This window comes from Candidatus Cloacimonadaceae bacterium (assembly GCA_030693415.1).
GTDB lineage: Bacteria > Cloacimonadota > Cloacimonadia > Cloacimonadales > Cloacimonadaceae > JAUYAR01.
Genome location: JAUYAR010000007.1, coordinates 1 through 22574, shown reverse-complemented (window position 1 = coordinate 22574; position 22574 = coordinate 1). Strand labels below are relative to the sequence as shown.

Annotated in this window: 19 protein-coding genes and 1 tRNA gene; 2 read left to right on the top strand and 18 right to left on the bottom strand. The window is 50.1% G+C overall.

Translation table 11 applies throughout. The features are described from left to right. The 4 genes from Q8M98_00380 to Q8M98_00365 form a co-directional block, all read right to left on the bottom strand. A partial coding sequence (locus Q8M98_00380) for a hypothetical protein (GenBank protein MDP3113206.1) occupies positions 1-262 on the bottom strand: 262 nt, incomplete at its 3' end. Between the two features lie 35 nt (positions 263-297). Continuing rightward, positions 298-444, bottom strand: coding sequence for a hypothetical protein (locus tag Q8M98_00375; protein ID MDP3113205.1), 147 nt, complete (start codon positions 442-444; stop codon positions 298-300). Between the two features lie 158 nt (positions 445-602). Continuing rightward, positions 603-678, bottom strand: a tRNA-Ala gene (locus Q8M98_00370). Between the two features lie 62 nt (positions 679-740). Next, positions 741-3383, bottom strand: a complete 2643-nt coding sequence (locus Q8M98_00365) for a valine--tRNA ligase (GenBank protein MDP3113204.1) — start codon at positions 3381-3383, stop codon at positions 741-743. Positions 3384-3876: 493 nt separating this feature from the next. On the opposite strand from Q8M98_00365, the gene tpiA reads away from it, so the two are divergent. Both tpiA and serS read left to right on the top strand, forming a co-directional pair. Then, on the top strand, positions 3877-4671 hold the full coding sequence (gene tpiA, locus Q8M98_00360) for a triose-phosphate isomerase (GenBank protein MDP3113203.1): 795 nt from the start codon (positions 3877-3879) through the stop codon (positions 4669-4671). Then, positions 4668-5921, top strand: coding sequence for a serine--tRNA ligase (gene serS, locus Q8M98_00355; GenBank protein MDP3113202.1), 1254 nt, complete (start codon positions 4668-4670; stop codon positions 5919-5921). Before tpiA ends, serS begins: the two co-directional genes overlap by 4 nt. 829 nt (positions 5922-6750) lie before the next feature. On the opposite strand, the gene Q8M98_00350 is transcribed toward serS, so the two are convergent. From Q8M98_00350 to Q8M98_00285, 14 genes are all read right to left on the bottom strand, one after another. Then, a complete protein-coding gene (locus Q8M98_00350; GenBank protein MDP3113201.1) occupies positions 6751-7311 on the bottom strand; it encodes an ABC transporter permease subunit in 561 nt (186 codons plus the stop codon). Positions 7312-7358: 47 nt separating this feature from the next. After that, entirely contained in the window at positions 7359-8228 is an 870-nt protein-coding gene (locus Q8M98_00345; GenBank protein ID MDP3113200.1) for an ABC transporter substrate-binding protein, read from the bottom strand. Positions 8229-8471: 243 nt separating this feature from the next. Continuing rightward, positions 8472-9572 carry a hypothetical protein gene (locus tag Q8M98_00340; GenBank protein MDP3113199.1) on the bottom strand — a complete coding sequence of 367 codons (1101 nt, stop codon included), beginning with the start codon at positions 9570-9572 and terminating at the stop codon, positions 8472-8474. Between the two features lie 7 nt (positions 9573-9579). Then, positions 9580-10437: a hypothetical protein gene (locus tag Q8M98_00335; GenBank protein MDP3113198.1), complete on the bottom strand. Its 858-nt coding sequence runs from the start codon at positions 10435-10437 to the stop codon at positions 9580-9582. After that, positions 10434-12650 (bottom strand): hypothetical protein, encoded by a 2217-nt coding sequence (locus tag Q8M98_00330; protein MDP3113197.1) that lies wholly within the window; start codon positions 12648-12650, stop codon positions 10434-10436. Before Q8M98_00330 ends, Q8M98_00335 begins: the two co-directional genes overlap by 4 nt. A gap of 29 nt (positions 12651-12679) precedes the next feature. After that, the gene (locus Q8M98_00325; protein ID MDP3113196.1) at positions 12680-13885 is read right to left on the bottom strand and encodes an ATPase, T2SS/T4P/T4SS family; all 1206 of its coding nucleotides are present in this window, start codon (positions 13883-13885) and stop codon (positions 12680-12682) included. Between the two features lie 11 nt (positions 13886-13896). Further along, complete coding sequence (locus Q8M98_00320) at positions 13897-14751, bottom strand: response regulator (GenBank protein MDP3113195.1); 855 nt, start codon at positions 14749-14751, stop codon at positions 13897-13899. After that, a complete protein-coding gene (locus Q8M98_00315; protein MDP3113194.1) occupies positions 14744-15619 on the bottom strand; it encodes a hypothetical protein in 876 nt (291 codons plus the stop codon). The genes Q8M98_00320 and Q8M98_00315 overlap by 8 nt, the downstream gene beginning before the upstream one ends. An 11-nt stretch (positions 15620-15630) precedes the next feature. After that, positions 15631-16821, bottom strand: coding sequence for a LamG-like jellyroll fold domain-containing protein (locus tag Q8M98_00310; protein ID MDP3113193.1), 1191 nt, complete (start codon positions 16819-16821; stop codon positions 15631-15633). A gap of 11 nt (positions 16822-16832) precedes the next feature. Beyond that, a complete protein-coding gene (locus Q8M98_00305) occupies positions 16833-17405 on the bottom strand; it encodes a hypothetical protein (protein MDP3113192.1) in 573 nt (190 codons plus the stop codon). Beyond that, positions 17405-17830: a hypothetical protein gene (locus Q8M98_00300; GenBank protein MDP3113191.1), complete on the bottom strand. Its 426-nt coding sequence runs from the start codon at positions 17828-17830 to the stop codon at positions 17405-17407. Before Q8M98_00300 ends, Q8M98_00305 begins: the two co-directional genes overlap by 1 nt. After that, positions 17831-19606 carry a GspE/PulE family protein gene (locus Q8M98_00295; GenBank protein ID MDP3113190.1) on the bottom strand — a complete coding sequence of 592 codons (1776 nt, stop codon included), beginning with the start codon at positions 19604-19606 and terminating at the stop codon, positions 17831-17833. A 7-nt stretch (positions 19607-19613) separates the two neighbouring features. Next, positions 19614-20951: a type II secretion system F family protein gene (locus tag Q8M98_00290; protein MDP3113189.1), complete on the bottom strand. Its 1338-nt coding sequence runs from the start codon at positions 20949-20951 to the stop codon at positions 19614-19616. Positions 20952-21089: 138 nt separating this feature from the next. Then, complete coding sequence (locus tag Q8M98_00285; protein ID MDP3113188.1) at positions 21090-21533, bottom strand: hypothetical protein; 444 nt, start codon at positions 21531-21533, stop codon at positions 21090-21092. Positions 21534-22574 lie beyond the last annotated feature (1041 nt).

The following is a 22574-nucleotide window of genomic DNA, read 5'->3' as shown; positions in this document are numbered from 1 at the left end:
CATCGTCGTGGAAAAGCTCGGTATGCATAGCCGGCATCACGAAAACGGAGATCACGTTTGAGGGCAGGGATTCGTTGGTGCCGTAAAGCGCGGTCACATAATAGGTGTGAAGTCCGCCGGCGACGTTCATATCGGTATAGGCGATCAGGATTTCTCCGGGGGAGAAAAAAAGCGAGGGTTGGGTGAGACAATTGACAACATGGCAAACGTTTCGGGTTATCCAGTTGGCACCTCTGTCTGTGCTCAGCATAAACTTGATCATGGACTGCACCGAGGGGTCTGACCCGGCGTTGTCGTTTATACAAGGGCGATGGTGTCTCCACTTGCGTAGGTGGCGGTTTTTCCTGCAAAATGTCCGGTTTCGAGTTGGATAAATGGCGTGATCGCGGCTGACAGCATTTCGACCGCCAAAACAAGCGATAGTAATAAGCAGTAGCTTTTCACTTTTCCTCCCAGCATTGTCAGAGTCTCTGTATCTTCAAGTGTATGGTGTAATAGTTGCAAGTTTTATTTCTAATTCTTGATAAGCTGAAAACTAACGCAGTGCGGATTAAAAGCAAAATCCCCGTCCGGCATGCACAGAACGGGGATCATCCAATATATGGTGGAGCTAAGGGGACTCGAACCCCTGGCCTGATCATTGCGAACGATCCGCTCTCCCAACTGAGCTATAGCCCCTTATTTTCAAGATATTGAGACAGGAGAGATGAGCGATGAGATGATCTCATTCTCCAATGCTATTACTCCAAATCCGAGAGCAGTTCTTTTGTCAAGGACAGTTTTGTATTTGCCTCGGCAAAGCGGGCGCGTTCGCTCTCCACGACTTCCGGCTTGGCGTTGTTCATAAAGTTTGGATTTGCCAGCTTGACATTGATGGAAGTCACTTCCTTTTCAAGCTTTTCCACCTGTTTTTGGATGCGGCTGCGCTCTGCTTCCAGATCCACCAAGCCCGAAAGCGGAAGGAAGATCTCGATATTGCGAACCACTGCCGCGATTGCCGGTTTGGGCTTTTCCACTCCGATTCCGACCTCGCTTTTGGTCACCTTCGCCAGCTTGCGCAGATAGGAAGTGTAATCCATGAAAAGCTGTTTCTGTGTTTCTTCCGCCACTCTGATGCAGATGCTTATCTCCGTAGCGGGAGGCAGGTTGAGCTGTTTGCGTAGATTCCTGATAGCGGAGATACTTTCCTGCATAAAGCTCATCTCAGCGGCGATATTGGCATCGATCATATCCATATCGGAGACCGGGAAGGCGGCAATGATCAGGGCTTCTTCTTCCATGGGAAAGATGGCTTTGATATTTTGCCAGATCTCTTCGGTGATGAAGGGCATGATCGGATGCAGGAGGCGCATGGAGTTTTGCATCACGTCGAGCAGGATATAACGCGCCGTGCCTTGTTCCGCCACGTTTTGCAGACGGTCTTTGGAAAGCTCGATATACCATGAGCAGAATTCGTCCCAAAGAAACTGAAAGATGCACTGCGCAGCGTCGTTTAATCTGAGATTATCATAGTATTCACGGCTCTCGCGGATCGTTTCGTTCAAACGCGAATAGATCCAGCGGTCGGCAAGCTCCAGCTTCAGTTCATCACGTTTGGGAAGGATCATTCCTTGTTCCATGTTCATCATGATAAAACGGAAGGCGTTCCAGATCTTGTTTGCAAAATTGCGTCCCGTCTCCAACAAGTTGTCCGTGTAGACTAAGTCCGCGCCCTTTGGCGTTCCGAAGACCATGGAAAAACGCAGCGCGTCGGCTCCCACTCTTCCAATGATATCGATCGGATCGGGAGAATTGCCCAAAGACTTGCTCATCTTGCGTCCGATCTCGTCTCGCACTGTGCCATGCAGCAGGACGGTGTCGAAGGGAATCATGTCCTTGAAATGCAGGGTGCTCATGATCATCCGCGCCACCCAGAGATAGATGATCTCTGGAGCAGTGATGAGCACGTTTGTAGGCAGAAAGTAGTTCAAGTCCTCGGTTTCATCCGGCCAGCCCATGGTCGAAAAGGGCCAGAGCCAGGAGGAAAACCAAGTATCAAGCACATCTTCATCTTGACGGAAGGAAACGCTGCCGCACTTGATGCACACAGCAGGCATTTCCTTCGCTACGATCATGTGTTCGCAGTGATTGCAATAAAAAGCCGGAATGCGGTGTCCCCACCAGATTTGACGTGAAATGCACCAATCCCGGATGTTGTTCATCCAGTGCATATAGACCTTGGTCCAGCGTTCTGGTTGGAACTTCACCTTGCCTATTTCCACCACTTCGATGGCTCGCTGTGCCAGAGGTTTCATCTTCACAAACCACTGATTCGAGAGATAGGGTTCGATCACTGTATCGCAGCGATAGCAATGTCCCACGGCATGATCGTGCTTTTCGGTCTTTTCCAGCAGGCTTTGATGGTTGAGCATTTCCACCGCTTTCTTACGGCAGGCATAGCGATCCATACCTTCGAAGTCGATGCCCGCGGCGCTATTCATAATGCCGTGTTCGTCCATCACCAGGAGAGCTTCGAGTTCGTGGCGACGTCCGATCTCAAAATCGTTGGGATCATGCGCGGGAGTCACTTTCACGCAGCCGGTGCCAAATTCCATTTCCACGTATTCATCGGCAAGGATGGGGATCGTCCGCTTGGTCAATGGCAGAGCTATCGTTTTGCCGATCAGGTGTTTATAGCGCGCGTCTTTGGGATTGACCGCCACTGCCGTATCGCCCAACATGGTTTCCGGACGGGTGGTGGCAACCACTACAAAGCCGCTGCCGTCAGAAAGCGGATAGCGGATATGCCAGAGCGAACCGGTTTCATCGGAGTGTTCCACTTCGTCGTTTGCAAGTGCCGTCACACAGCGCGGACACCAGTTGATGATATATTTTCCTTTGTAGATGAGTCCTTTTTCATAGAGGGAGACAAAGACTTCCTTCACAGCGCGTGAAAGCGTTTCGTCCATGGTGAAGCGTTGACGGCTCCAATCGCAGGAAGCGCCCAAAAGTTTGAGCTGATCGATGATGATATCGCCTTTTTCATGTTTCCAAGCCCAGATGAGTTCCAAAAGCTTCTCGCGACCGATATCATGACGGGAGAGACCGTCTTTGGCGATCTGTTTTTCCACCATGTTTTGAGTGGCGATTCCGGCATGATCGACTCCCGGCAGCCACAAAGTGGGTTCGCCGAGCATGCGGTGATAGCGGATCACCACATCCTGAAGAGTGTTGTTGAGCACATGTCCGATATGCAGGATACCGGTCACGTTTGGGGGTGGGATCAGAATCGTAAAAGGTTTTTTCCCCTCAACTATACGTGGTTTGAAATAGCCGCGTTCTTCCCAGCGGGCATACCATTTCTGTTCGATCTGCTGCGGCTCGTAGCTTTTGTTGATTTCCATGTTTTCCTCGTTTGCAGACGGCTTGCCGATACGGCTTTAGTGCCTGTTTTCCAATGAAAAGTCATCAATTATTCATGGGGAAGGGTGTCAAGAAAAAGATGCTCAATGTGGAAACCGGTTGATTTGGAAACCTTGGAAACTGGAGGGGAAATCGTGAAATCGTGGGTTTTTCGTTTCTTTTTCGTTTCCGCTTCGTTTCCGCCATGCTGCGCTACGCCTTGACAGCGTTAATCAAGCCTTAATCAAGCGTTAATCAAGCGTAATAAAACTAACGCTTGATTAACGCTTGATTAAGGCTTGATTAACGCTGTGCATGGAGACGGCACATTGGGGTGGGGAATTCCGATTCTCCACAGCCGAATCGGAGTTCGGCTTCCCAATGTGTTGCGCCTCGATCCTGTATCGAAAGTGGTCAATCCGGAAAATTGCTTGACGAAAGATGCGCCAAATAAGTTTGGTGATTGGAAATTCAAGAATATCAAGGTGGAAACCAATGCGAAACATCATTATCGCCGGCAATTGGAAAATGAACAAGGATCTGGTCGAAACGCGCGACTTTTGTTCTCAACTGGCACAAATCGGCGTCTCCAATCATGAAGATCGGGTGCAAACATTAGTCGCTCCTGCATTTCCTTTTTTGAAAAGTGCTTTATGCGCGCTCTCAAACAGCCAAGTCCTTGTGGCGGCGCAAGATGTGAGCGTCAATGACCATGGCGCCTTCACCGGCGAAGTATCCGTCTCCATGCTCGCTTCGCTTGAGATAAAGCATTGCATTATAGGGCATTCCGAGCGCAGGCAATACCACAATGAGACGGATGCGATGGTCAACCGAAAGCTGAAGAAACTGCTTTCCGCGAACCTGAAACCCATCGTTTGCATCGGTGAAACGCTGAAACAAAGAGACGCCGGAGAAACAAACTCGATCATCCTTTCGCAGCTTGCCGGATGTTTCGAGGACGTGGGTTTGAATACAGGCTTGGAATGCGTGATCGCCTATGAACCAGTTTGGGCGATCGGAACCGGGCGAACCGCCACTTCAATCCAGGCGGAGGAAGTTCACGCGCTCATCCGAGACTGGCTTGGCAAGCGCTATAGCATTGATATCGCGGAAAATACGCACATCCTCTATGGCGGCAGCGTGAAAGCTGAAAACATTATTGATCTGCTTTTCCAGAAGGATATCGACGGCGCGTTGATCGGCGGAGCATCACTCAAGATCGATGATTTCACTTTTATGATCACCGCTGCCAAAGAGGTCATCCGCGCACGTTCAGGGGAGAAAAAGTGATAGATATCAAGACCATCAGAGCTGATCCCGCGCTGATCAAAGCGGCTGTGAAGGACAAAAACGAAAAAACCGACATCGATGCCCTGCTGGCGATTGACGAATCCCGCCGCAAGCTGCAATTTGACTTTGACACCCTGAAAGCAAAGCAAAATCAGGTGTCTGTGACCATCGCCAACCGGAAGAAATACAAAGAGGACGCCAATGATCTGATCGCAGAAATGAGCAGCGTGGCGGAAAAGCTCAAAAGCATCCATAATGAGCTCACCGATGCCAATAACCGCTTGGAAAAGATGCTTTTAACCGTTCCAAACATCCCCCATGTGGATGTTCCCCGCGGACATGATGAAAGCAGCAACCGCTTCGTCAAAGAATGGGGCGCGAAGCCAAGTTTTGATTTTAAACCCCTTGACCATCTCGAGATCGCGGACAAAAATGGACTCTTAGACCTGAGCCGCGGTGCCAGGATCAGCGGTTCCGGTTTCCCCGTGTACACCGCTTTGGGCGCGAGACTGGAACGCGCGGTGATCAACTTTATGCTGGAATATCACATCCAAAAGCATGGCTACGTCGAACTTGCCGTTCCGCTATTGGTCACGCGGCAGACGATGACCGGCACCGGACAGCTTCCAAAACTGGAAGAAGACATGTATCACGTGAGCGAGGACGACCTTTTTCTGATCCCCACCGCGGAAGTACCGGTCACCAATATGCACGCTTGCGAGATTCTTGCTCAGGCGCAGCTTCCGATCAAATATGTCGCTTACACGCCATGTTTCAGAAGAGAGGCGGGCTCTTACGGCAAGGACACCAAAGGCTTGCAGCGCCTGCATCAATTTAATAAAGTGGAGATGGTGCGCTTCGTGGAGCCGCATCAATCCTATCAGGCATTGGAAGAGATGCTCATCGACGCCGAGGATATCCTCCAGGCATTTGGATTGCACTATCGCGTGGTGGAGCTTTGCACCGGAGATTTGAGCTTTGCCGCCGCCAAGACATACGATATCGAAGTCTGGGCGCCAGGTTCAGAAAAATATCTGGAAGTTTCATCCGTAAGCAACTTCGAGGATTTTCAAGCACGCCGCGCCAATATCAGATACAAAGGAGAAAAACCTGCGTTTCTGCATACATTGAACGGATCCGGGGTCGCCACTCCGAGATTGATGATCGCGATTCTGGAGAGTTTCCAGACCTCTGACGGAGGGATACATATTCCACCGGTTTTGAAACCCTGGCTGGATCTGCGCGTCTGAACAAAAAACCATTTTCGGGTGGAAAGGTGAGAGAAGAGAATTGAGAATTGGGAATTGAGAATTGAGAATTGAGAATTGAGAATTGGGAGTTGGGAATTGAGAATTGAGAATTGAGAATTGAGAATTGAGAATTGGGAGTTGGGAATTGAGAATTGAGAATTGAGAATTGAGAATTGAGAATTGAGAATTGAGAATTGAGAATTGAGAATTGGGAGTTGGGAATTGAGAATTGAGAATTGAGAATTGGGAATTGAGGTTCAACCCTGACCAGTCCGCAGGACGGATATGGAATTACCGACGTCCCCGTCGGTTCATGCGCGGCAGCCCCAACAGAAGCGACACAATCTAATGCGTCAGTCCCGCATTGCAATCGAAGGTCAAAAACTATATCATCAATCAGAATAACCACTACCAGAACAAGAGTTTGCAGAATGAATTCGATGAAATGTTGAAGGTGTTTTATCGTGGTTTTGGAGAAGATCAGACGACATAGATTATGTCGCACTGATGGGGTTGCCGCGTGGGAACCGACGGGGACGTCGGTAATTCCATATCCGTCCTGCGGACTGGTCAGGGTTGAACCTCAATTCTCAATTCTCAATTCCCAACTCCCAATTCCCAATTCCCAATTCCCAACTCCCAATTCCCAATTCTCAATTCTCAATTCTCAATTCCCAACTCCCAATTCTCAATTCTCAATTCTCAATTCTCAATTCCAATTCTCAATTCCCAACTCCCAATTCCCAATTCCCAACTCCCAACTCCCAATTCTCAATTCTCTTCTCTCACCTTTCCACCTTTCCACCCTTCGCAGCAGTGGCATGCTGCGCTACGTCTTCCGCCTTGCCAGCTTTTTTTTCAGAGCCAGCAGTGCATAATCAGTGACGATGCCGATGATGCCGATGACGAGGATATATGTTAGCATCTCTTTATAGCGCAATAGATAGCGGAAATCCAAGAGGCGATAACCAAGCCCTGAACTGACTCCCAACATTTCAGCGGCGATGATCGTGGTCCAAGCCACCGACCAAAGCACACGGTAGAGATCGATCAAGCCGGAAAGCGAGAGTGGCAGCTCGATGTGTTTGAGCAGCGATCGCTTGCAGGCGCCATCCAGACAGGCGTTTTCGATTAAGTCTCTGGGGATGCCGCGAAATACGGAAATGCTGATCACGATGGCGTTGAAAAGCATTGCCAGCAGAAGCACGAGCCCCACGGAGAGTTCTCCGATCCCGCTGATCAGGATGATCAAAGGCAGCCAGCAAAACGGTGAGATATGCCGCATCAGGTTGACCACCGGCAGCATCAGTTTCTCGCTCAATCTTGATTTATACGCCCAATAGCCGATACCCGCACCCAACAGCCATGAAAGGCTGGTCCACAGGGTCACCCTCCAGAGTGTCTGGTATAAGTCATTGAGGAATAGGTGGATATCAATCATTCCAGGATGAGATAGATATCGTCATCTCGTAGCATGCGGTCAATATAGCCTTGCTGTAAAGATATCTCCGCCATGCGCCGTTCAAAATCCCTGCCCTGCCAGCCTAACCCGATAGTGAACACGGTGTGGGACAATGTGTTGACGCATTGCTCATGGCTGAGACCATAGGTTTTGCCCATATAGGCGAGGGCTTCGGGATCGCCAAGATTGACGTCTTCCACCGGCTTTTGCAGAGCGGCGAGAAGTTTGACCAGCACTGCTTTGCGCTTTTTGTCCAGCCGATCGGTATTGACGACTAAATCGCAGCAGGGATGATGGGGATAATCGTCTCCAAACCAATGCAGGACTTGGAATTTATCCACCAGTTTCCGGATCAACGGTTCATAGCAAACGATAGCGGGAACGCTGCCGCTTTGCAGTGCGGCGATCATTTCGTTCGGCGTGCGAAAATAAACCGGCTCAAATTTAATGTTGTTTCGCTGAGCCCATTCAATGAAGAATACATCCAGGGTGGAAGCTTTGATCAAACCTACTTTGGCGCCGTTGAGGTCTTCCGGTTTGGCAATATTATCCGCGACTACGATGGCATCCGTTTCACGCTCAAAGAAGGAGACGATCCGGATGGGATATCCCTTCGCCGCCGTGTTCCATGCATAAGTGAAAGGCATGATGGCAGAATCTATCTTTCCGGCAATGATCGCTTCCTGGAGTTCCCAGCCGGCGCTGAAACCGATGATCTCAATCGCGTCGGTATCGATCATACCTTTGTGCACCGCATAACTGAGTGGAAAGTGATTCACCGAAGGTGAGATGATACCAATCCGCAAAACTTCTTTTCGCCCTTTACAGGAAAGTGCGAACACCATGGACAGCAGACAGAGAAGGCAAATCAACCTTCTGATTCTGCATTCCCATCTCCTTGGGTTCAAGTCTGAATACATTTTTACTCCTTAAAAAAAATCCAGCCACGCCTGAACTACAGTCAGGGTGGCTGGAAGCCTATGGCTTAACTGTTTGTGAATGTATTTATACGCTTTTTTTTTACTCTGTGTGGGGACGAGATTGAAAACTCCTGTGAATCTGTCAATCAGAATCCTTCGAATTAACGTTTATTGTTTTGAAAGTGTCTTTTTACTGCGCTCCAAAGCGTTTTCCATGATCTCCACTTTCATGATTATGATGAGCTCGCGCTCCTTCTTTTCATACTTGTAAAAGCCGGTGAGATAGCGGATGCCAAAAACCCACCAAGGGAGGTCTTTGAGGATGGGGATGCCGCTACGCAGACGAATCTCGTCCGTATCATAGAGTCCCGCGATGGCGGATTCCTCGCCGTTGTAGAGCACGACTTCGGTGGATGACTTGCTCTTGTTGATGATGGTGCTGACGCTTCCCGGAGTGCCGCTGCTGCGCTCGATCGAAACCAAAAGATGCACGACCTCCGTGCCGTCCATTTCAACGATGGTGGGCAGCACATCCAAGATAATGCCGGTGGCAAAGAAGGTGTCCGTTGTATTACCGGCATCGTCCACCGTCTTCACGGAAATGTCCTGACCCACTTGGATATAGCCGCGTTTTCCGGAAGCGACCATGATGTTTGGCTGGGCGATGATCGTACCTTTCTGATCCGATTCGATCACATTTAGCAAGGTGTTGATATCAATGGTTTTGCCGTCCCAGGAGATGGTTCGCGAAGCTGCCAGATTCATCAGATTGGAAGGAACCTGCGAGGCGCCTGAAAATCCTGCATCAATGGTGACCTTGCCGTTGAAGAGGGTTGACCAATCTATACCCAGGGATTTGAGATAAGCTTTGTCCGCTAACATGGCGACCGCTTTGATGCGCACTTGTTTGGTCCCAATCCCGAGACCCTCTGCCTGTCTTTGTTGCTGGCTTACGGCGACAGTGACATTTTTGATCGCGATAAATCCCGGCTGCTCATCGATCACGAGATTGTTTTGGAGGACGATTAGTTCCAGTGCTTTGCGCCAGTTTAGGTTGTTTATCGGAACTCCAATGGGGGAGTTGAAACTGCTGAGGTTCAGCATCTTTTTGCTTTCCAAAGTCAGTGAGAAGGTTTCCAGAATGCGCAAAGCGTCGTTTATATGGGTTGCATCGCTTAGGGTCACAAGATCCGCGGCTCTCTGGGTGCGTGGTTGGGCTGCGAGCAAACAGCTTATCAGCAGGATGCTTATTATAATAATGTATTTCACATTTACCTCATGGTCGTTTTTTGGTTTCAAGGATATGGGTTTCATCCAATCCATACGGATTCAATTTGAAGATTGCCTTTCCTGCCTCCATATCGATCCCGAAGAGATAGCCGTAGGCGACACGATCTCCGAGCGAAAGAATGCGGATGATGCCCTGTCCGTCGCGAAGGAAGGCTTTTTCTCCGGCAATTCCGATCAAGGTGGCTTTGCCGATCTCGACCAGGCTTGGGCTGATCTCGCCGGGGGGGATGGTTTCATAGATGCGGGATTTGAAGAGCTGATAGCCGCTGTAGCTCTGCGTGAGTATTTTCTTGGTGATTGTTTCCATCTCCGGTCCGCCTTCCTGGAAATGAGTCCGGAGAATCATGGAGAAGGCTACGGTATCGCTATTGACAATGGTGTCCATGCCGATGGATAGATCCTCGATGGTGATCACCGCGCGTTGGTATTCAAGCTGTTTGGTGAGCCTTAGCAGGTTTATATAGTCGGTTCTGCCGTTGATGACATATTCCCGGTAGGCGGTGTCCTTCTTGGCTTCGCTCATGGCAAAATCGAAGGGTATGCGGCGCTTTATCCATCCCAGGATGCGCAGCAAATACTGGTAGGTGCTGCTGGAGGAATCCGCTCCCACGATGAGCTTGCTCTGTTGAGCCTGGAGCAATTTTTGCATTTCATATTCTGCTTTGAGCGAATCGATCTTGCTGATCTGCTCTAGCAGCACAGCGATGCTTGCCGCGGTTTTATTGTTTTCCGCCACTAACTCACCGGATTTCTTTTCCAGGCGGCGATGCACCGTGAGCGTGATCGCAAGCAAGATCAAAAGCAACACAAAGAGGGCAATGGAGTTTCTGAGGGAATTACTCATGGTGTCACCGCCTTCCCGACGATAGCCAGGTCTTCTTTGATTTGTTCAAACAATGGATGCCTGGCATAGTCGGTTTTCAAAATGTTGTATTTGTTCACATAGGCGCCGCTGCCCTGCACAAAATCCGTGCGGGCGGAAACCAGCAGGGCATAGGGATAAAGCGCGTCCGTGGTGTTTTTCATCAGCGGCTCTGTATAGACGCGCACCATGTTCAGCTCTTTATCCAGATACATCCGATAAGCAAGATGCCAGCGAATATAGGGAATCAGAGCATTATCGGCGTGATTGTTGATGAATTTGACGCCCAGATCGCGGTATTCCCACATATTGCCACGATTGATCGCGGCGATGAAAGCGTTGTAATCCTCGAGCGCGGCGCCCGCTTTCTTGACCTGAGCTTCGGTTGGACTGGGAATATATTTCTCGGCGATCGGGTTCAAACCTTTGTAGGCGGCGGAGCTTTTAATGTTTGCCGCACGTGCCTTAGCGGCGGTTCCGGGAGCACCTGGCGCATCAGAGTTACTGCTTTGAGACCCATTTTGTTTCTCGCCAAACTTCTCTTTGAAGGCGATCAATTCTTCCAGATCTTTTTCGATGATCGCTATCCAATCCACACTGGGCAGGTCGGATTTGATCTCAAAAGCCCAAACACTGCGATCCTTGATCTTGCTTTGCGTCACTTTGCTGATCTCGCTATTGGGCAGGATCGCGGCAAATTCAAGGATGTTATCCCGGTTTGTGGTGTTTCCGCTGATGCCGAGCCTGCCACTTTCCAGACGCAGATTGGTGAGCCAACTCACCGGTTTTTGGGCAAACTTGCGATTGATCAGTTCCAATAGATGCGTCCAGGGGTTTTTGTTTTCCAGGAGAGTTCGCATCACTTCGATGTTTTTTTGCTGCAGCTCGAGATCAGCACGAATCTTTTGGATTTCCGCAGCTTCGATCCGCAGCCGGGCAATAGTGAAGTCCTGGTCCCTTTTTTTAGCCTTGGCTTGGCTATACTCCTGATTGATTTTCAGGATGGCAATGGTGCCGAGAAACGCGATGGCAAAGATGGCGATCAGGATCATTATCCCGTGCCAGGCGATCTTGAAGGTTTTCTGCCCTTCAATGGTTTTGTGTGGCAGGAAATTGCTCAACGTCCAGCGCCCGTCATCCGGATACAAGGCTTTGTATGCCAGTGCGATGGGTAGCGCGAATTGGGAAAAATAAAAAGCGTCGTAAAGCTCGGCACTCTCGTTGTTGATCACGATGTTTGGAAAGGTGAGAATGCTCACCGTTTCATCTGCGTATTGCTTTTTGAGATATTCCAGCAGTTCCTTGTCGGCAAGATCCCCGCACAGCACGATCTGGTCTGGATCGCTCAACTGAGCGCTATCCAGCGCCAACGCCAGCTTTGAATAGATGATATCCGGCTCCGGTTGTTTATGAGTGATCTGGAGCGGCAGGGTGTTTGTCCAAACCCCATGTTCAAAGAGAAAGGCTTTGCGGTAATCCTGCCCGAGATAGACCAGAAGCGTGCGTTTTGTTTCATGGGGATCGTGAATGCGAAAATAGTCCGTCAGCGCAATGTCGTTGGCATCCGCCAATTGGTAAAACAGGTGCAGTTTATGCTTGCGCGCATGATCATCAAGGAGGTTCAGCAGTCGGTTGTTTCCGCGATGAAACCAAAACTGGGGAATCTCGTTCACCGAGACGTGGCTGCCTTGCCAATCCTTTGCTTTGTATTCATCAGGGCTCAGATGCGTCTTGGCAAATTTCTTTATCGCCCTCTTTGAATAGAATGGATCGGTTGACCCGCCTCTTTTCTGGTCGTTAAACCACAAAATACCAAATAGGAACACCTTGCGTTTAACAACATCGAGCGACCTGATCAGTTTTTCGTCGTTCACGTTGATGGCAAGCGCGCCATGCTTCAGATCATAGGAATTGAGCATGTTTTCCCAGGGGCTCAGCTTGAATTCCGTGGCGTAGCCGGAATCAAATTCTCCGAGCGTAATTTCTCCGGGCTCGTCTCCCTTTTCGTCCCAGCCGTCCTTTCCCAATTCGGGCGGAGGAGCGATTTCTTCGGTGAAGTGATAGAGGGATCGATCCATCTCGATACGATCCATGCCCAGCAGATAGACCTGGGCACGATCCCTTAGCAGGTGCACGAGGCGGAGGTTTTGTCCGTCCTCCGCTATCCCAAAAGCTTGTTTAGGGTGCTTTGCCATAATTCCCCTTTTCCTATGATAGGTTTCTGCTATATAGACAGCAGTTGCAGCATACGTTTCTTGTTGTTGGCATAATTCATGGCGGTCTTATTGGTGATGATCCCGCGCTTAAATAGCTCTTGCAAGTCTTGTTCCAGAGTGCACATACCATAGCGTTTGCCTTCGATCATCATCTGGTAGATCTCGCCAATGTTCTTGTTTCGGATGGCGGCTTGCACGCTGCTGTCCACGGAGAGTATCTCCTTTGCCATCACCAGCTTGTTGTCCACCGTGGGAACAAGTTTTTGAGACATGGTGACGCTGAGGACGTCCGCCAGACGGTTGCGGATGCGTTCTTGCTCTTCTGCCGGAAACTCGGCAATGATGCGATGGATGCTGTCGATGGCGGAGCTGGTGTGCAGAGTGGTGAACGCCTTGTGTCCGCTATCGGTGATCTCTAACACTGTGGATATGGTCTGCGGATCGCGCATTTCGCCCACCATGATGATATCCGGATCCTGGCGCAAGGCTTCTACTGCGCCATGTTCGAAGGAACGGACGTCCACCCCGACTTCGCGGTGCCGCACGAGACAGAGCTTGGATTCGTGGACATATTCGATAGGATGGGCGATGATGACGATATGAGCGTTGTTTTGCCTATTATTCATGTCGATAATGGCATCAAGCGTGGTGCTTTTGCCACTGCCGGTAATACCGGTGATCAGGATCAGTCCGGATTTTTCCGTTTTCAGGTTCATGCGATCTGAGATCGGCTTGGGAATTCCAAGGCTCTCCATGGTCAAAAGCTTTTCGTTGATGCGTCTGAAGTTTGCGCACAGGTAGCCGCGGTCATAGTATGCCGTGCCGCGGAACCTGGCTTCCAGATCGCCGATCTGAGTAGAGAGAGAAAAATCCACGCTCATATCCCGAAAGAGGATCTGTTTCTGATTTTTACTCAACCAGGAGAGAATCATGGCGGCTGATTCCAAGCTGGAAATCTGCCCATATTCCCCGACCGGTTTTTTCACGCCATAGACGCGAACCCACACCTGTGCTTTGCTGCCGGGAGCGCCAAAATCCAAGTCTGAGGCATTCTGAGCCTGCATGTTGGTTAACCAGGTATGTAGTAAGTGTCTTGCTTCGATTTGCTGATCCGGTTTATCATAGAGCCAGGCGTTGATCCCCTGGGTCAGTTCAACCCCGTTGATCGATTCAGAAAGATGCGCCCGCATCTCTTCACAGAAACTCAATGCCATCTCAATCCTCTTCAGTTATCCTGTTTATCCGCTGTGAAGCCGCTGTATAGACCGATCTTATAGATCGATTTGCGCCATTTCAAATAGATGCTCTGGATCAAGTTGATCATATAGCGTTTGGTGACCATCTCGTCGTTGTAGGTAAAGAACTCGATGATGCGTTTGCGTTTAAACTGGCGAACCTGCACTTCGGATTGGGCGATCAGCCGAGTAAAAGCCGCTGCTGGATTGATGAAGGTTTCCTCTCCCCAGATCTCTCCTTCCTGGATTGTATCGACGATGGCTTTGTTGTGATAGACGTTTATCCTGCCGCTTTCAATCCAGATCATGGAGCCGTTTTCCTCATCCAACGGGATGTGGTCTCCGGGACCATAGTGGTTCACTGTGCCGATCATACGAAAATCCTTCTGCTGCTCCGTGCTGAATCCCCGCAGTAGTTGTTGGTCGGTTATTTTATCGGCTGCATCGAGATGATCGGCTGCGGCTTCTTCTTTGAGTTCCGCAGAGTATTTTAAGCCGGATTCCACCACCTTGATCAGTTCGTCCGCCTGGATCGGTTTGGTCAGATAATGGTATGCTCCTTTGCGGATAGCTTTGATGGCGACGTCGATGCTGGAAAAACCGGTCACAATGACGACCACCGCCAGAGGTTGAATCTCCTTGAGCTTTTCCACCAATTGCAAGCCGTCCATCCGTGGCATGAACACATCGATGATATAGAGATCATACTGTTCATATTGGATCTTCTCGAGCGCGTCCAAGCCATCCACCGCCACCTTGACTTGATAGCCGGTTTCACTGAGAAACTCGCTGATAATGTCCCTGATGTTCTGCTCGTCGTCCACGACCAATATTCTTTTATTCATGCTTTTCTTCCTCAATTGCCAATTGTGTCATCTGCTGATTCAGGTTGTCCACCCGCAGGAGAATGCTGCTGATCTTATTCACCGCTTCCGTGATCTCGTTATTACTTTTTTGCAAGCCATCGTTGTTGAGTTCCATGCCAAGGCGTTTAACCCTTGCCAGAGAAAGCGTGATCACACACAAGGGCGTGTTGATATCGTGTTTGATGTGGCGAATATCCTCCAATACCCTCATCATGCGCTGTAGTGATGCTTTCCATACTGCCGCTCTGCCGGCATCGGCAAGCGCTTGCTGTGTGCTTTGTTTGCATTCTCTTAGCTCTTTCTCCAGCCGGCTGTATTTGTGCAAATACTCGTTCAGATAACCGGAGATGAAAGCCACTGCGCTGAAGAGCCCTGTATATGAAAGGATATAGATGATGGCGGCGGTCGCGTCCAAGGCATTGGGTTCGGTCTGCTGAAGGATTCCGTTTTGATACATGGAGATCAGCACCATCAGACACAGGCTGCCGATCAAACCGGCAAAGACGCCACCCACCTTGGGTATGGTGAGTGAAGCTGTGATCACCGCGATCAGGTAAACCCAGACAAAATAGCTGTTCAGTCCGCCGGTCAGATGCACCAGGATTGTGGCAAAAACGATATCCAGCGCCACTTGAAAAAGCTTCAACCATTTCTTCTCAACGTTGCTTTGCAACTGGAAAAACAGATTCAGACACACCACTCCGGCAAACACGGTAAAAAACACCATGCTCTCCACCATCGTCTCGGCAAAATTGATATGTAAGAGCCCGATCGAAAACAGCACCACCACCATGAACCACCGCACCAAAGACCACCAATGCATAAGTTTGCTATGTTCGCTTTCCATCGATATCTCCTCTAATCCCTGATATATTGTATATTTGCCGGCGCGAGCACCTGATTGCGGAACCCCGCCATCTCGGCATCGCTCAAAGTCCTGTTGTATAGCCCGATCTGATCCAATAAACCATACATATACTGATGTGCAATGGTGGTTCCATCCCAGTTGCGCACGTCCCGGCGTCCGATGCTGTAGCCGTAGGTATTGGTGATCGCCGGATGAGGTGACCCAGCCGAGTTTGTTCCCAGCAGCACACCGTCGATATATGCCTTGAGGATACCATTGCTATAGGTCAAGCCAAAAAATACCCAAGCATCACTATTATGCGGCCACTGACCTTGCGGTGTGAAGGGGATGGAGACAGTAACCGCATTGAACGCTGTGTTGACTGCGGTAAAATGCATGTTTCCGCTTTCAAACCAGATTCCCAAGGTGGGCTTGAAACGCAGATTTTGCCCGGGATGATAGACCCCGTTGACATCGGTATAGGGGGTATTCTTATCAAAGGGATCGGAAGCCAACCAGATGATGGTCGCCGCCGGGTGACCGGCTCTGATCTTGGCAAAAGATACGACCGAAAAGTTTGAATTCACTTGCATGCTCGCGTTGCCGGGATGGGTGATCCATCCTCCCGCGGAGCCGAAACTGGCACATTTCCAGCCGTCCACTCCCTGTCCCATTGGGCGAGTAGTGACGTCACCGTAAAACAAGCCATCGTTCTCATTCGGAGAGCTATCGTCCACTTGGTTGAAGTGCTCGGAAGGATTGAACTGCGGTTGATTCATTTCCATATAAAAGCAATTTGGATTACCCACTATATGAATCAGGGGAAAGTTAAATGCCAGTTCGGCAGGGTATTGGATTGTCCTTCCCATCAGGCTGCCACGCACATAGGATTGGGCACGATAACGGTTTGCGGTTTCCACAAATGAGTATTTGATACTGTCGATCTTGCAGTTTTGGACATTGAAATTGGTATAGCGCACCGTCCATTGTGTCACGGAAGCCGGGCTGGCTTGCATGCCGAGAGAGACAGAGTTTCTCACGGCGGTGCGCAGAGCATAGTCGCTCACGCTTTCCGCCTGTTTTTGCAACATGTTGCGGCTCACGATATCCGGCAGCGAAAACAGGCTGCGCTGCATGGACATCATGATCCCCGCATAGAGTGTGCTTGTCAGTAATACTACGATCAGCATGCTTCTACCCATGGTTCACCTCCTCAGGCTCCGCGCATGTAGGCATTCATAAAGAAACATTTCACTTGCAAACGGTTGCGGATCACTTTGCTGCCATGCCGGGGCGCTGTCCGGAAAAAGAAAAGCCGGACTTCCGCGCTGCGAACGTTTGCTGCGGTTGTAGTAGCGATGTCGTTTCGATCAAAATATCTCAAGGTGAGCCCATCGATCCAAAACAGATAGCCGAAATCATTCAATGGCACTCCGTCCTGACGAATCACCGCCGCATAGCCATAGGGCGAAGGCACCGGCGAAAGCTTGATCGAAAGCGTCACCGGAATCAATGCCAGTTGGTCGGTTTGATAGTTCCAATATGTCCTGAAGACAAGGCTGTCCGCCGTGGCATGAATCACTGACTCCGTCACCGGATATCCGATGCCCGCCAGAGCGATCACGCTGTTTAGCTTCACAGCCGCCTGATCCATGTGATCCACCATTTCTTTCATATACATCGCGCGATCGGCGGATTCCTGCATCTGATATTGAAAAGTGATCATCATCATTAGCAGCATGCCGCCGATGATGAATGATCCGATGATGTCGATGAAAAAGCTCATCAGATGTTCAGATGCGTTTTTGTGTAAACGCGCTGCATGACCACGGGAGTTCTGAGTCCACTGGTGCTGGTGCTAACCCGCACACGCAAGTAAATGTTGTTTATGGGAACCACCGAAACCGGAGTGCCGAGACTGTCGCATTCAACGGTGTTTATGACAAGGATATATCTTCCGCCGGTATGTGCCAAATCGAGGGTGCGGGTGGTGTTATAATTGGGTTTCACTGCGGCAAAAGCCAATTGGCGGCTAAACAGCTTGGCATCCACTTCGTCCAATATCGAGTGCGAAAGATGAGAAGCCTGCACATATTGATTGGCATTGATCAAAAGATCGGTCTGGTTCATGGTGGCGCGGTTATACATCATCGCCACCGTGGAGAAGAAGACCACGGCAAAAAGCGCCAGCACCATTTCCATCAGGTTCATCTAATCCTCCGATGTGGCATAGAGCACTTCTGTCATGTCCGTGAGTCCTTCACGAATGCGGTCCAGTCCGGATTGACGCATGGAAAGCATCCCCTTTTTCTCCGCCACTTCGCGGATGCGTTCTTCATCGATGTCCTGGATCGAGCGCATGATCTCATTGCGCACTTCCGGATAAAAATAGAGCGCCTCGGAGATATTGACCCTGCCTTTGAAGCCATGATGGCATTTGGGACAGCCAACCGCCTCATTGACGATACCCTGATCCAGCTCCGCCTGAGTGAACCCCATCGTGATTGCCGCCTCCCAATGCTCTTTGGAAAGCGGACGGCGGCAGTGTATGCAGAGCTTGCGCACCAGGCGCTGGGCGATGATGATATTGATCGAATATGCCAGCAGGAAGGTCTCCACCCCCATCTTATACAGACGGGTGATGGCGGACGGCGCGTCGTTGGTATGCAAAGTTGAAAATGTTAAGTGACCTGTATTGGCAAGCTTTACCGCGATATCAGCAGTGATTTTATCCCTGATCTCACCCACCATCACCACGTCCGGATCGTGTCTGAGGATGGCGCGGATCGCCTGATCAAAGTTCAATTTGTGTCCGATCTTGAGCTGCCGTGCTCCGCGGATCACATATTCCACCGGGTCTTCGCAGGTGAGGACGTTGATCGTGGGATTGATCACCTGATGCAGAGCCGCCATCAGTGTCGTGCTCTTTCCGCTGCCGGTGGGACCGGTCACGATCACGATACCTTTGGAAGTGTTGATCGATTTGAGAAACTCACGCTGTGCCTGCTCCTGAAAACCAAGCTTACGGAAATCCGTGATCACCTTGCGGTCGTCGATCACACGGATGACAATGCTTTCAAAGCGGCGTTCAAATTCCTGAGAAACTATCGGCAGGATCGAGATGCGGAACCGGATCAGATGCTCGTCCACCAGTCTTTGGGCAAATCCGTCCTGCGCGGTATCCCGTTCAAAGCGGTCCACTCCGATGGAGCGATCTTTGACCACCGCGGACAGGGCTTCCGGAGCGGTGCCTTCCTGCCGGTGCCAGAGCTGCAATTTGCCATCCACCCGGATGAAGATGTCCACAGAGGTTTTGCCACAGGGGATGATGTGCACGTCACTGGCATCGCGGCGCACTGCCTCAATCAGAACGCCCTCAAAGAGATTTACCAGCAGGCTCTTGTTGATCTCATCATCCAGAGCCTGTTCGTTCAGGTTGTCCTCCCCTTTGTCCATGTCCTCCAGCACTTGTCCCGCTTCTTCGAGGAGCTTGAGAAACTCATTTTGCTGGGGGGCGATCCGGTTGATCAGATCTTCGATCGTCTTCTGCTGACTCCAATAGATCTCATATTTTTTGTATGGGGTGTTGGTGGCTATTTCCTGGAGGAGTTTGTGGGTGGGGTCCGATGCCAGCAGCGTCAGAGCTTCCTGATTGCCGTCTTGTATGCCGAGGGGGAAAATCTTGTTGTAAAAAAGCTTTTTCTTAAAGTCGTCGGGGATTTTCTTGAGGATCTCTTTGCAGCCGATTATCTGCGCGTCCGTGAGCGCGTCGACGTCGATTGATTTTTCCGGAAATGCATAAAGCTTTGATAATGCCTCATAGACCTTGTCGTGGGGAACTAAAAAGTCCTGCTCCAGTATCCGCGCCAGCGAAGAAGCGGAGCTTTCTCCATAGTCGTTCATCTTGAGCGTGGCTCTGCACACCAGGTCATTATCGAAATATCCGTTCTCAACCAGGTATTTTCCGAACTTGTTTAATACTGCCATTTCGTCCTTACATTGTCGGCGGCGCGATTGTGGCAATTTCAGACGAGACGACCGTCAGGGCAGTGATCGCGATGGCGATAAAGAGCCCCACAATGGTCTGGACATACTCGATCAGGGTGTTCATTTTATAGGTGGTCTCGGCTTCATAATAAGTGGCAATCTGTTGCGCGGCTTGCAGGATGTTTCCTGTTTCCTGCCCGGTGCGCAGTCGGGTCAGAGATGTCCGGGTGAAGATTCCCGCGGCTTCCATGGCGGGCACAAAAGCTTCGCCCTCTTTGAGCATCAACGGAATCGTGACGCGTTTGATCCGGTCTTCCATCCAGGCATTGCGGCAGGCTTCAGAGGCAGTCTTGATCGTTTCGATGTTATCCCCTGCACCCGCATAGATCGTGGCAAAAACCCGGTAAAAGATCTCGATGCTGGATTTGTGGATCAAATGACCAACAATGGGCAGCTTGACGATGTGTTTGTCTCGCCAGATCCTTCCCTCGGGGGTGCTCCACCAACGCCAGATGATGACGACAGGGGTCAGGAACAAGATCAGAATCAGCCACCACAGCTTGCTCAGCCAATCACTCATTTCAAGGGTAAATTTGGTCATCGGCGGCAGCGGCATGTCGTATTTCAAAAATATCTCCGCCGTGGCAGGGAAGATTTTGATCACATAATAGAGCAGGGCTCCGATCGTGGCAAACACTGCAAACATCGGAGAGATCAGGGTCTTCTTGATGTTCTTTTTGATCTCCATGTCCCGCTCAATGAATTTACTTGTAGCGTCAAAAATCTCCGCCATGTTTCCGCTGCGGGTTGCCAGTCCCAACATAAAAGCGGGAAATTTACCAAAAATATGGGTGAAACGCATGAACACTTCTTTCCCCTCGGCTCCGGATTTGAGCTGGGATTCGATCTGCGTGAGCGCCTCTTTCATCGCGCGGTTGGTTTGCTCCTCCGCTAACATCTCCAGTATCTTGCCAAAATTCATCTTGTCCCGCAGCATCGTGGCACTAAGCTTGATAAACATCATCACGTCCGCGGAGCCGGGACGCAAGGGTAGATCGAAAAGCACCGGATTGACCTTGAACTGATGATAGCCCATTTTCGTAAGAGCCGCAGCCACCTCTTCTTCGGAATACGCGGATTGCCTGCCCTTGAACGGTTTTTTGCCGGGAACGATAACTCTGTAAAGAAAATCCCGTTTCTTTTCCAAACTGTCGATGCGTATCTGGTATTTGGCGGAAAGACCGGCTACATGCTGCTTTGCCTCTTTCCGGGAACCAACTGTGAAGGTACCTTGCACCAGTTTTCCCTGCGGGCTGAATCCCTTGAAACGGTATTCCAATATCATTCATGCTCCATTAAACAAAAATACTGCCCGACAAAACCATGGTCATAGAAATGCGGACAGCGGTGCTTTCTGGAAATTCTGGACTGGCCGAATTATCCGGCCAGTCCACTTTTCTTACATTGTCAAATTGAGTGGTTATCAACCGCCAATAGTGGGTAGAGCAGCAGCTTCGCCCATCGTGGTCACAATTGTTCCGGCAGGGAAAGTGATAACAGTGGTACCCAAGGCAAAGTTTGTGCCCTTGGCATCTTTACCCAAACCGTGCATAGTAACCACGTTGTCGCCGGTGGTCGTAACTTGATACGTTCCGCTCGGGGTTGAGAGGCTTCCGCCTGTAAATCCAATAAACGCTGCAACTGTGCCTTGCTGACCGGAAACAAGAGCAACGTCTCCACGTCCGCCTTGTGCGGCAGGAGTTTTGTACCATTGGACTGCTTGTGAAGCATAAGAACTAAGTTCTGCCGCAACCGCGCTTCTGCTTTGGTTGTAGGCATTGTTGTTAAACATGGTGATGCCGACAGCGATCGCTACGCCGACGATGATGACGCTCAGTACGATCAATAGAATTTGTTGTGTTCCCATGAGTATTCTCCTTTTTTTTGGGGTTTTGTTATATAGCGTTGGCTACAAGATAATGGACTTGGATATTCTGTCAAGAATTATTTTGTGATTATTTTCAACATGAGTGTTCATTTTTTTCCACAACACCCCGTATATGTGTTACCTGTTCGACTTTAGCGCTTGGTGGGCCGGTGAACCATACATATTTTTTTCTGCATTTTCCTTAGTATTGAGCTAATTTGTTAGTTCCGCACCTTCTCACTGAGGTAATCTTTGCCACTATTCAATGAGTGATACAGTTTCGTATCATGGAGCGCCGACGTCCCCGTCGGCGACACGAAGGGGCTTTATCCCTTCGGCGACAGCAGCGATCAACATGACACACCCACATATCTATAACTGATCCACATATCTGTAACCAGCCACAAATCTGTAACCGATCCTGCGGACAAGAACCGACGGGGACGTCGGTAATTCCATATCAAGGAACGCCGTTTATGGAGCGCCGACGTCCCCGTCGGCGACACGAAGGGGCTTTATCCCTTCGGCGACAGTAGCCAAGATTTATGGCATAATAAAAGCTGTATAAACGAGAAAGCATGATGGCAGACATGATACGGTATCGGAAAAAGTGCCAAAATAGAGGGGTTGATCCGAGTAGGTTATCCCATATTTTTTCGCATGAAAACAGTCTTACGCTTGATACCATAAACGCATATCCGACGAGCGTTGCGGTGGCATGGGTTCATAGCGCTGATCGCAGAGCTATTCCGCTGCGCACAAATTAATTATTCATAGCCGAATCAGAGTTTGGCTTCCATAATCTCATGGAACGCCGACGTCCCCGTCGGCGACAGCAGCGATCAACATGGCCGATCGGTAAAACATCCTGCGGACAGGAACCGACGGAGACGTCGGTAATTCGTGCGCCTGTGAGCGATACATATCAGACAGGTGAAAGTCCTGTTCAGAGCACCGTTAAAACTCTGTAGCCGAAGGTAACTGCGTCACCGTGAGGTGGGGTGGAGAGCAACTGGAAGCGAATGACCAGTCCGTAGGATA

Excerpts from the sequence above, each read along its gene's own strand:
- tpiA (MDP3113203.1), top strand. The coding sequence starts at position 3,877 with ATGCGAAACATCATTATCGCCGGCAATTGGAAAATGAACAAGGATCTG.
- Q8M98_00290 (MDP3113189.1), bottom strand. The coding sequence starts at position 20,951 with ATGATATTGGAATACCGTTTCAAGGGATTCAGCCCGCAGGGAAAACTG.
- Q8M98_00285 (MDP3113188.1), bottom strand. The coding sequence starts at position 21,533 with ATGGGAACACAACAAATTCTATTGATCGTACTGAGCGTCATCATCGTC.
- Q8M98_00365 (MDP3113204.1), bottom strand. The coding sequence starts at position 3,383 with ATGGAAATCAACAAAAGCTACGAGCCGCAGCAGATCGAACAGAAATGG.
- Q8M98_00300 (MDP3113191.1), bottom strand. The coding sequence starts at position 17,830 with ATGAACCTGATGGAAATGGTGCTGGCGCTTTTTGCCGTGGTCTTCTTC.
- Q8M98_00330 (MDP3113197.1), bottom strand. The coding sequence starts at position 12,650 with ATGGCAAAGCACCCTAAACAAGCTTTTGGGATAGCGGAGGACGGACAA.
- Q8M98_00305 (MDP3113192.1), bottom strand. The coding sequence starts at position 17,405 with ATGAGCTTTTTCATCGACATCATCGGATCATTCATCATCGGCGGCATG.
- Q8M98_00295 (MDP3113190.1), bottom strand. The coding sequence starts at position 19,606 with ATGGCAGTATTAAACAAGTTCGGAAAATACCTGGTTGAGAACGGATAT.
- Q8M98_00320 (MDP3113195.1), bottom strand. The coding sequence starts at position 14,751 with ATGAATAAAAGAATATTGGTCGTGGACGACGAGCAGAACATCAGGGAC.
- Q8M98_00345 (MDP3113200.1), bottom strand. The coding sequence starts at position 8,228 with ATGGTGTTCGCACTTTCCTGTAAAGGGCGAAAAGAAGTTTTGCGGATT.
- Q8M98_00315 (MDP3113194.1), bottom strand. The coding sequence starts at position 15,619 with ATGGAAAGCGAACATAGCAAACTTATGCATTGGTGGTCTTTGGTGCGG.
- Q8M98_00325 (MDP3113196.1), bottom strand. The coding sequence starts at position 13,885 with ATGGCATTGAGTTTCTGTGAAGAGATGCGGGCGCATCTTTCTGAATCG.
- Q8M98_00335 (MDP3113198.1), bottom strand. The coding sequence starts at position 10,437 with ATGAGTAATTCCCTCAGAAACTCCATTGCCCTCTTTGTGTTGCTTTTG.
- Q8M98_00310 (MDP3113193.1), bottom strand. The coding sequence starts at position 16,821 with ATGGGTAGAAGCATGCTGATCGTAGTATTACTGACAAGCACACTCTAT.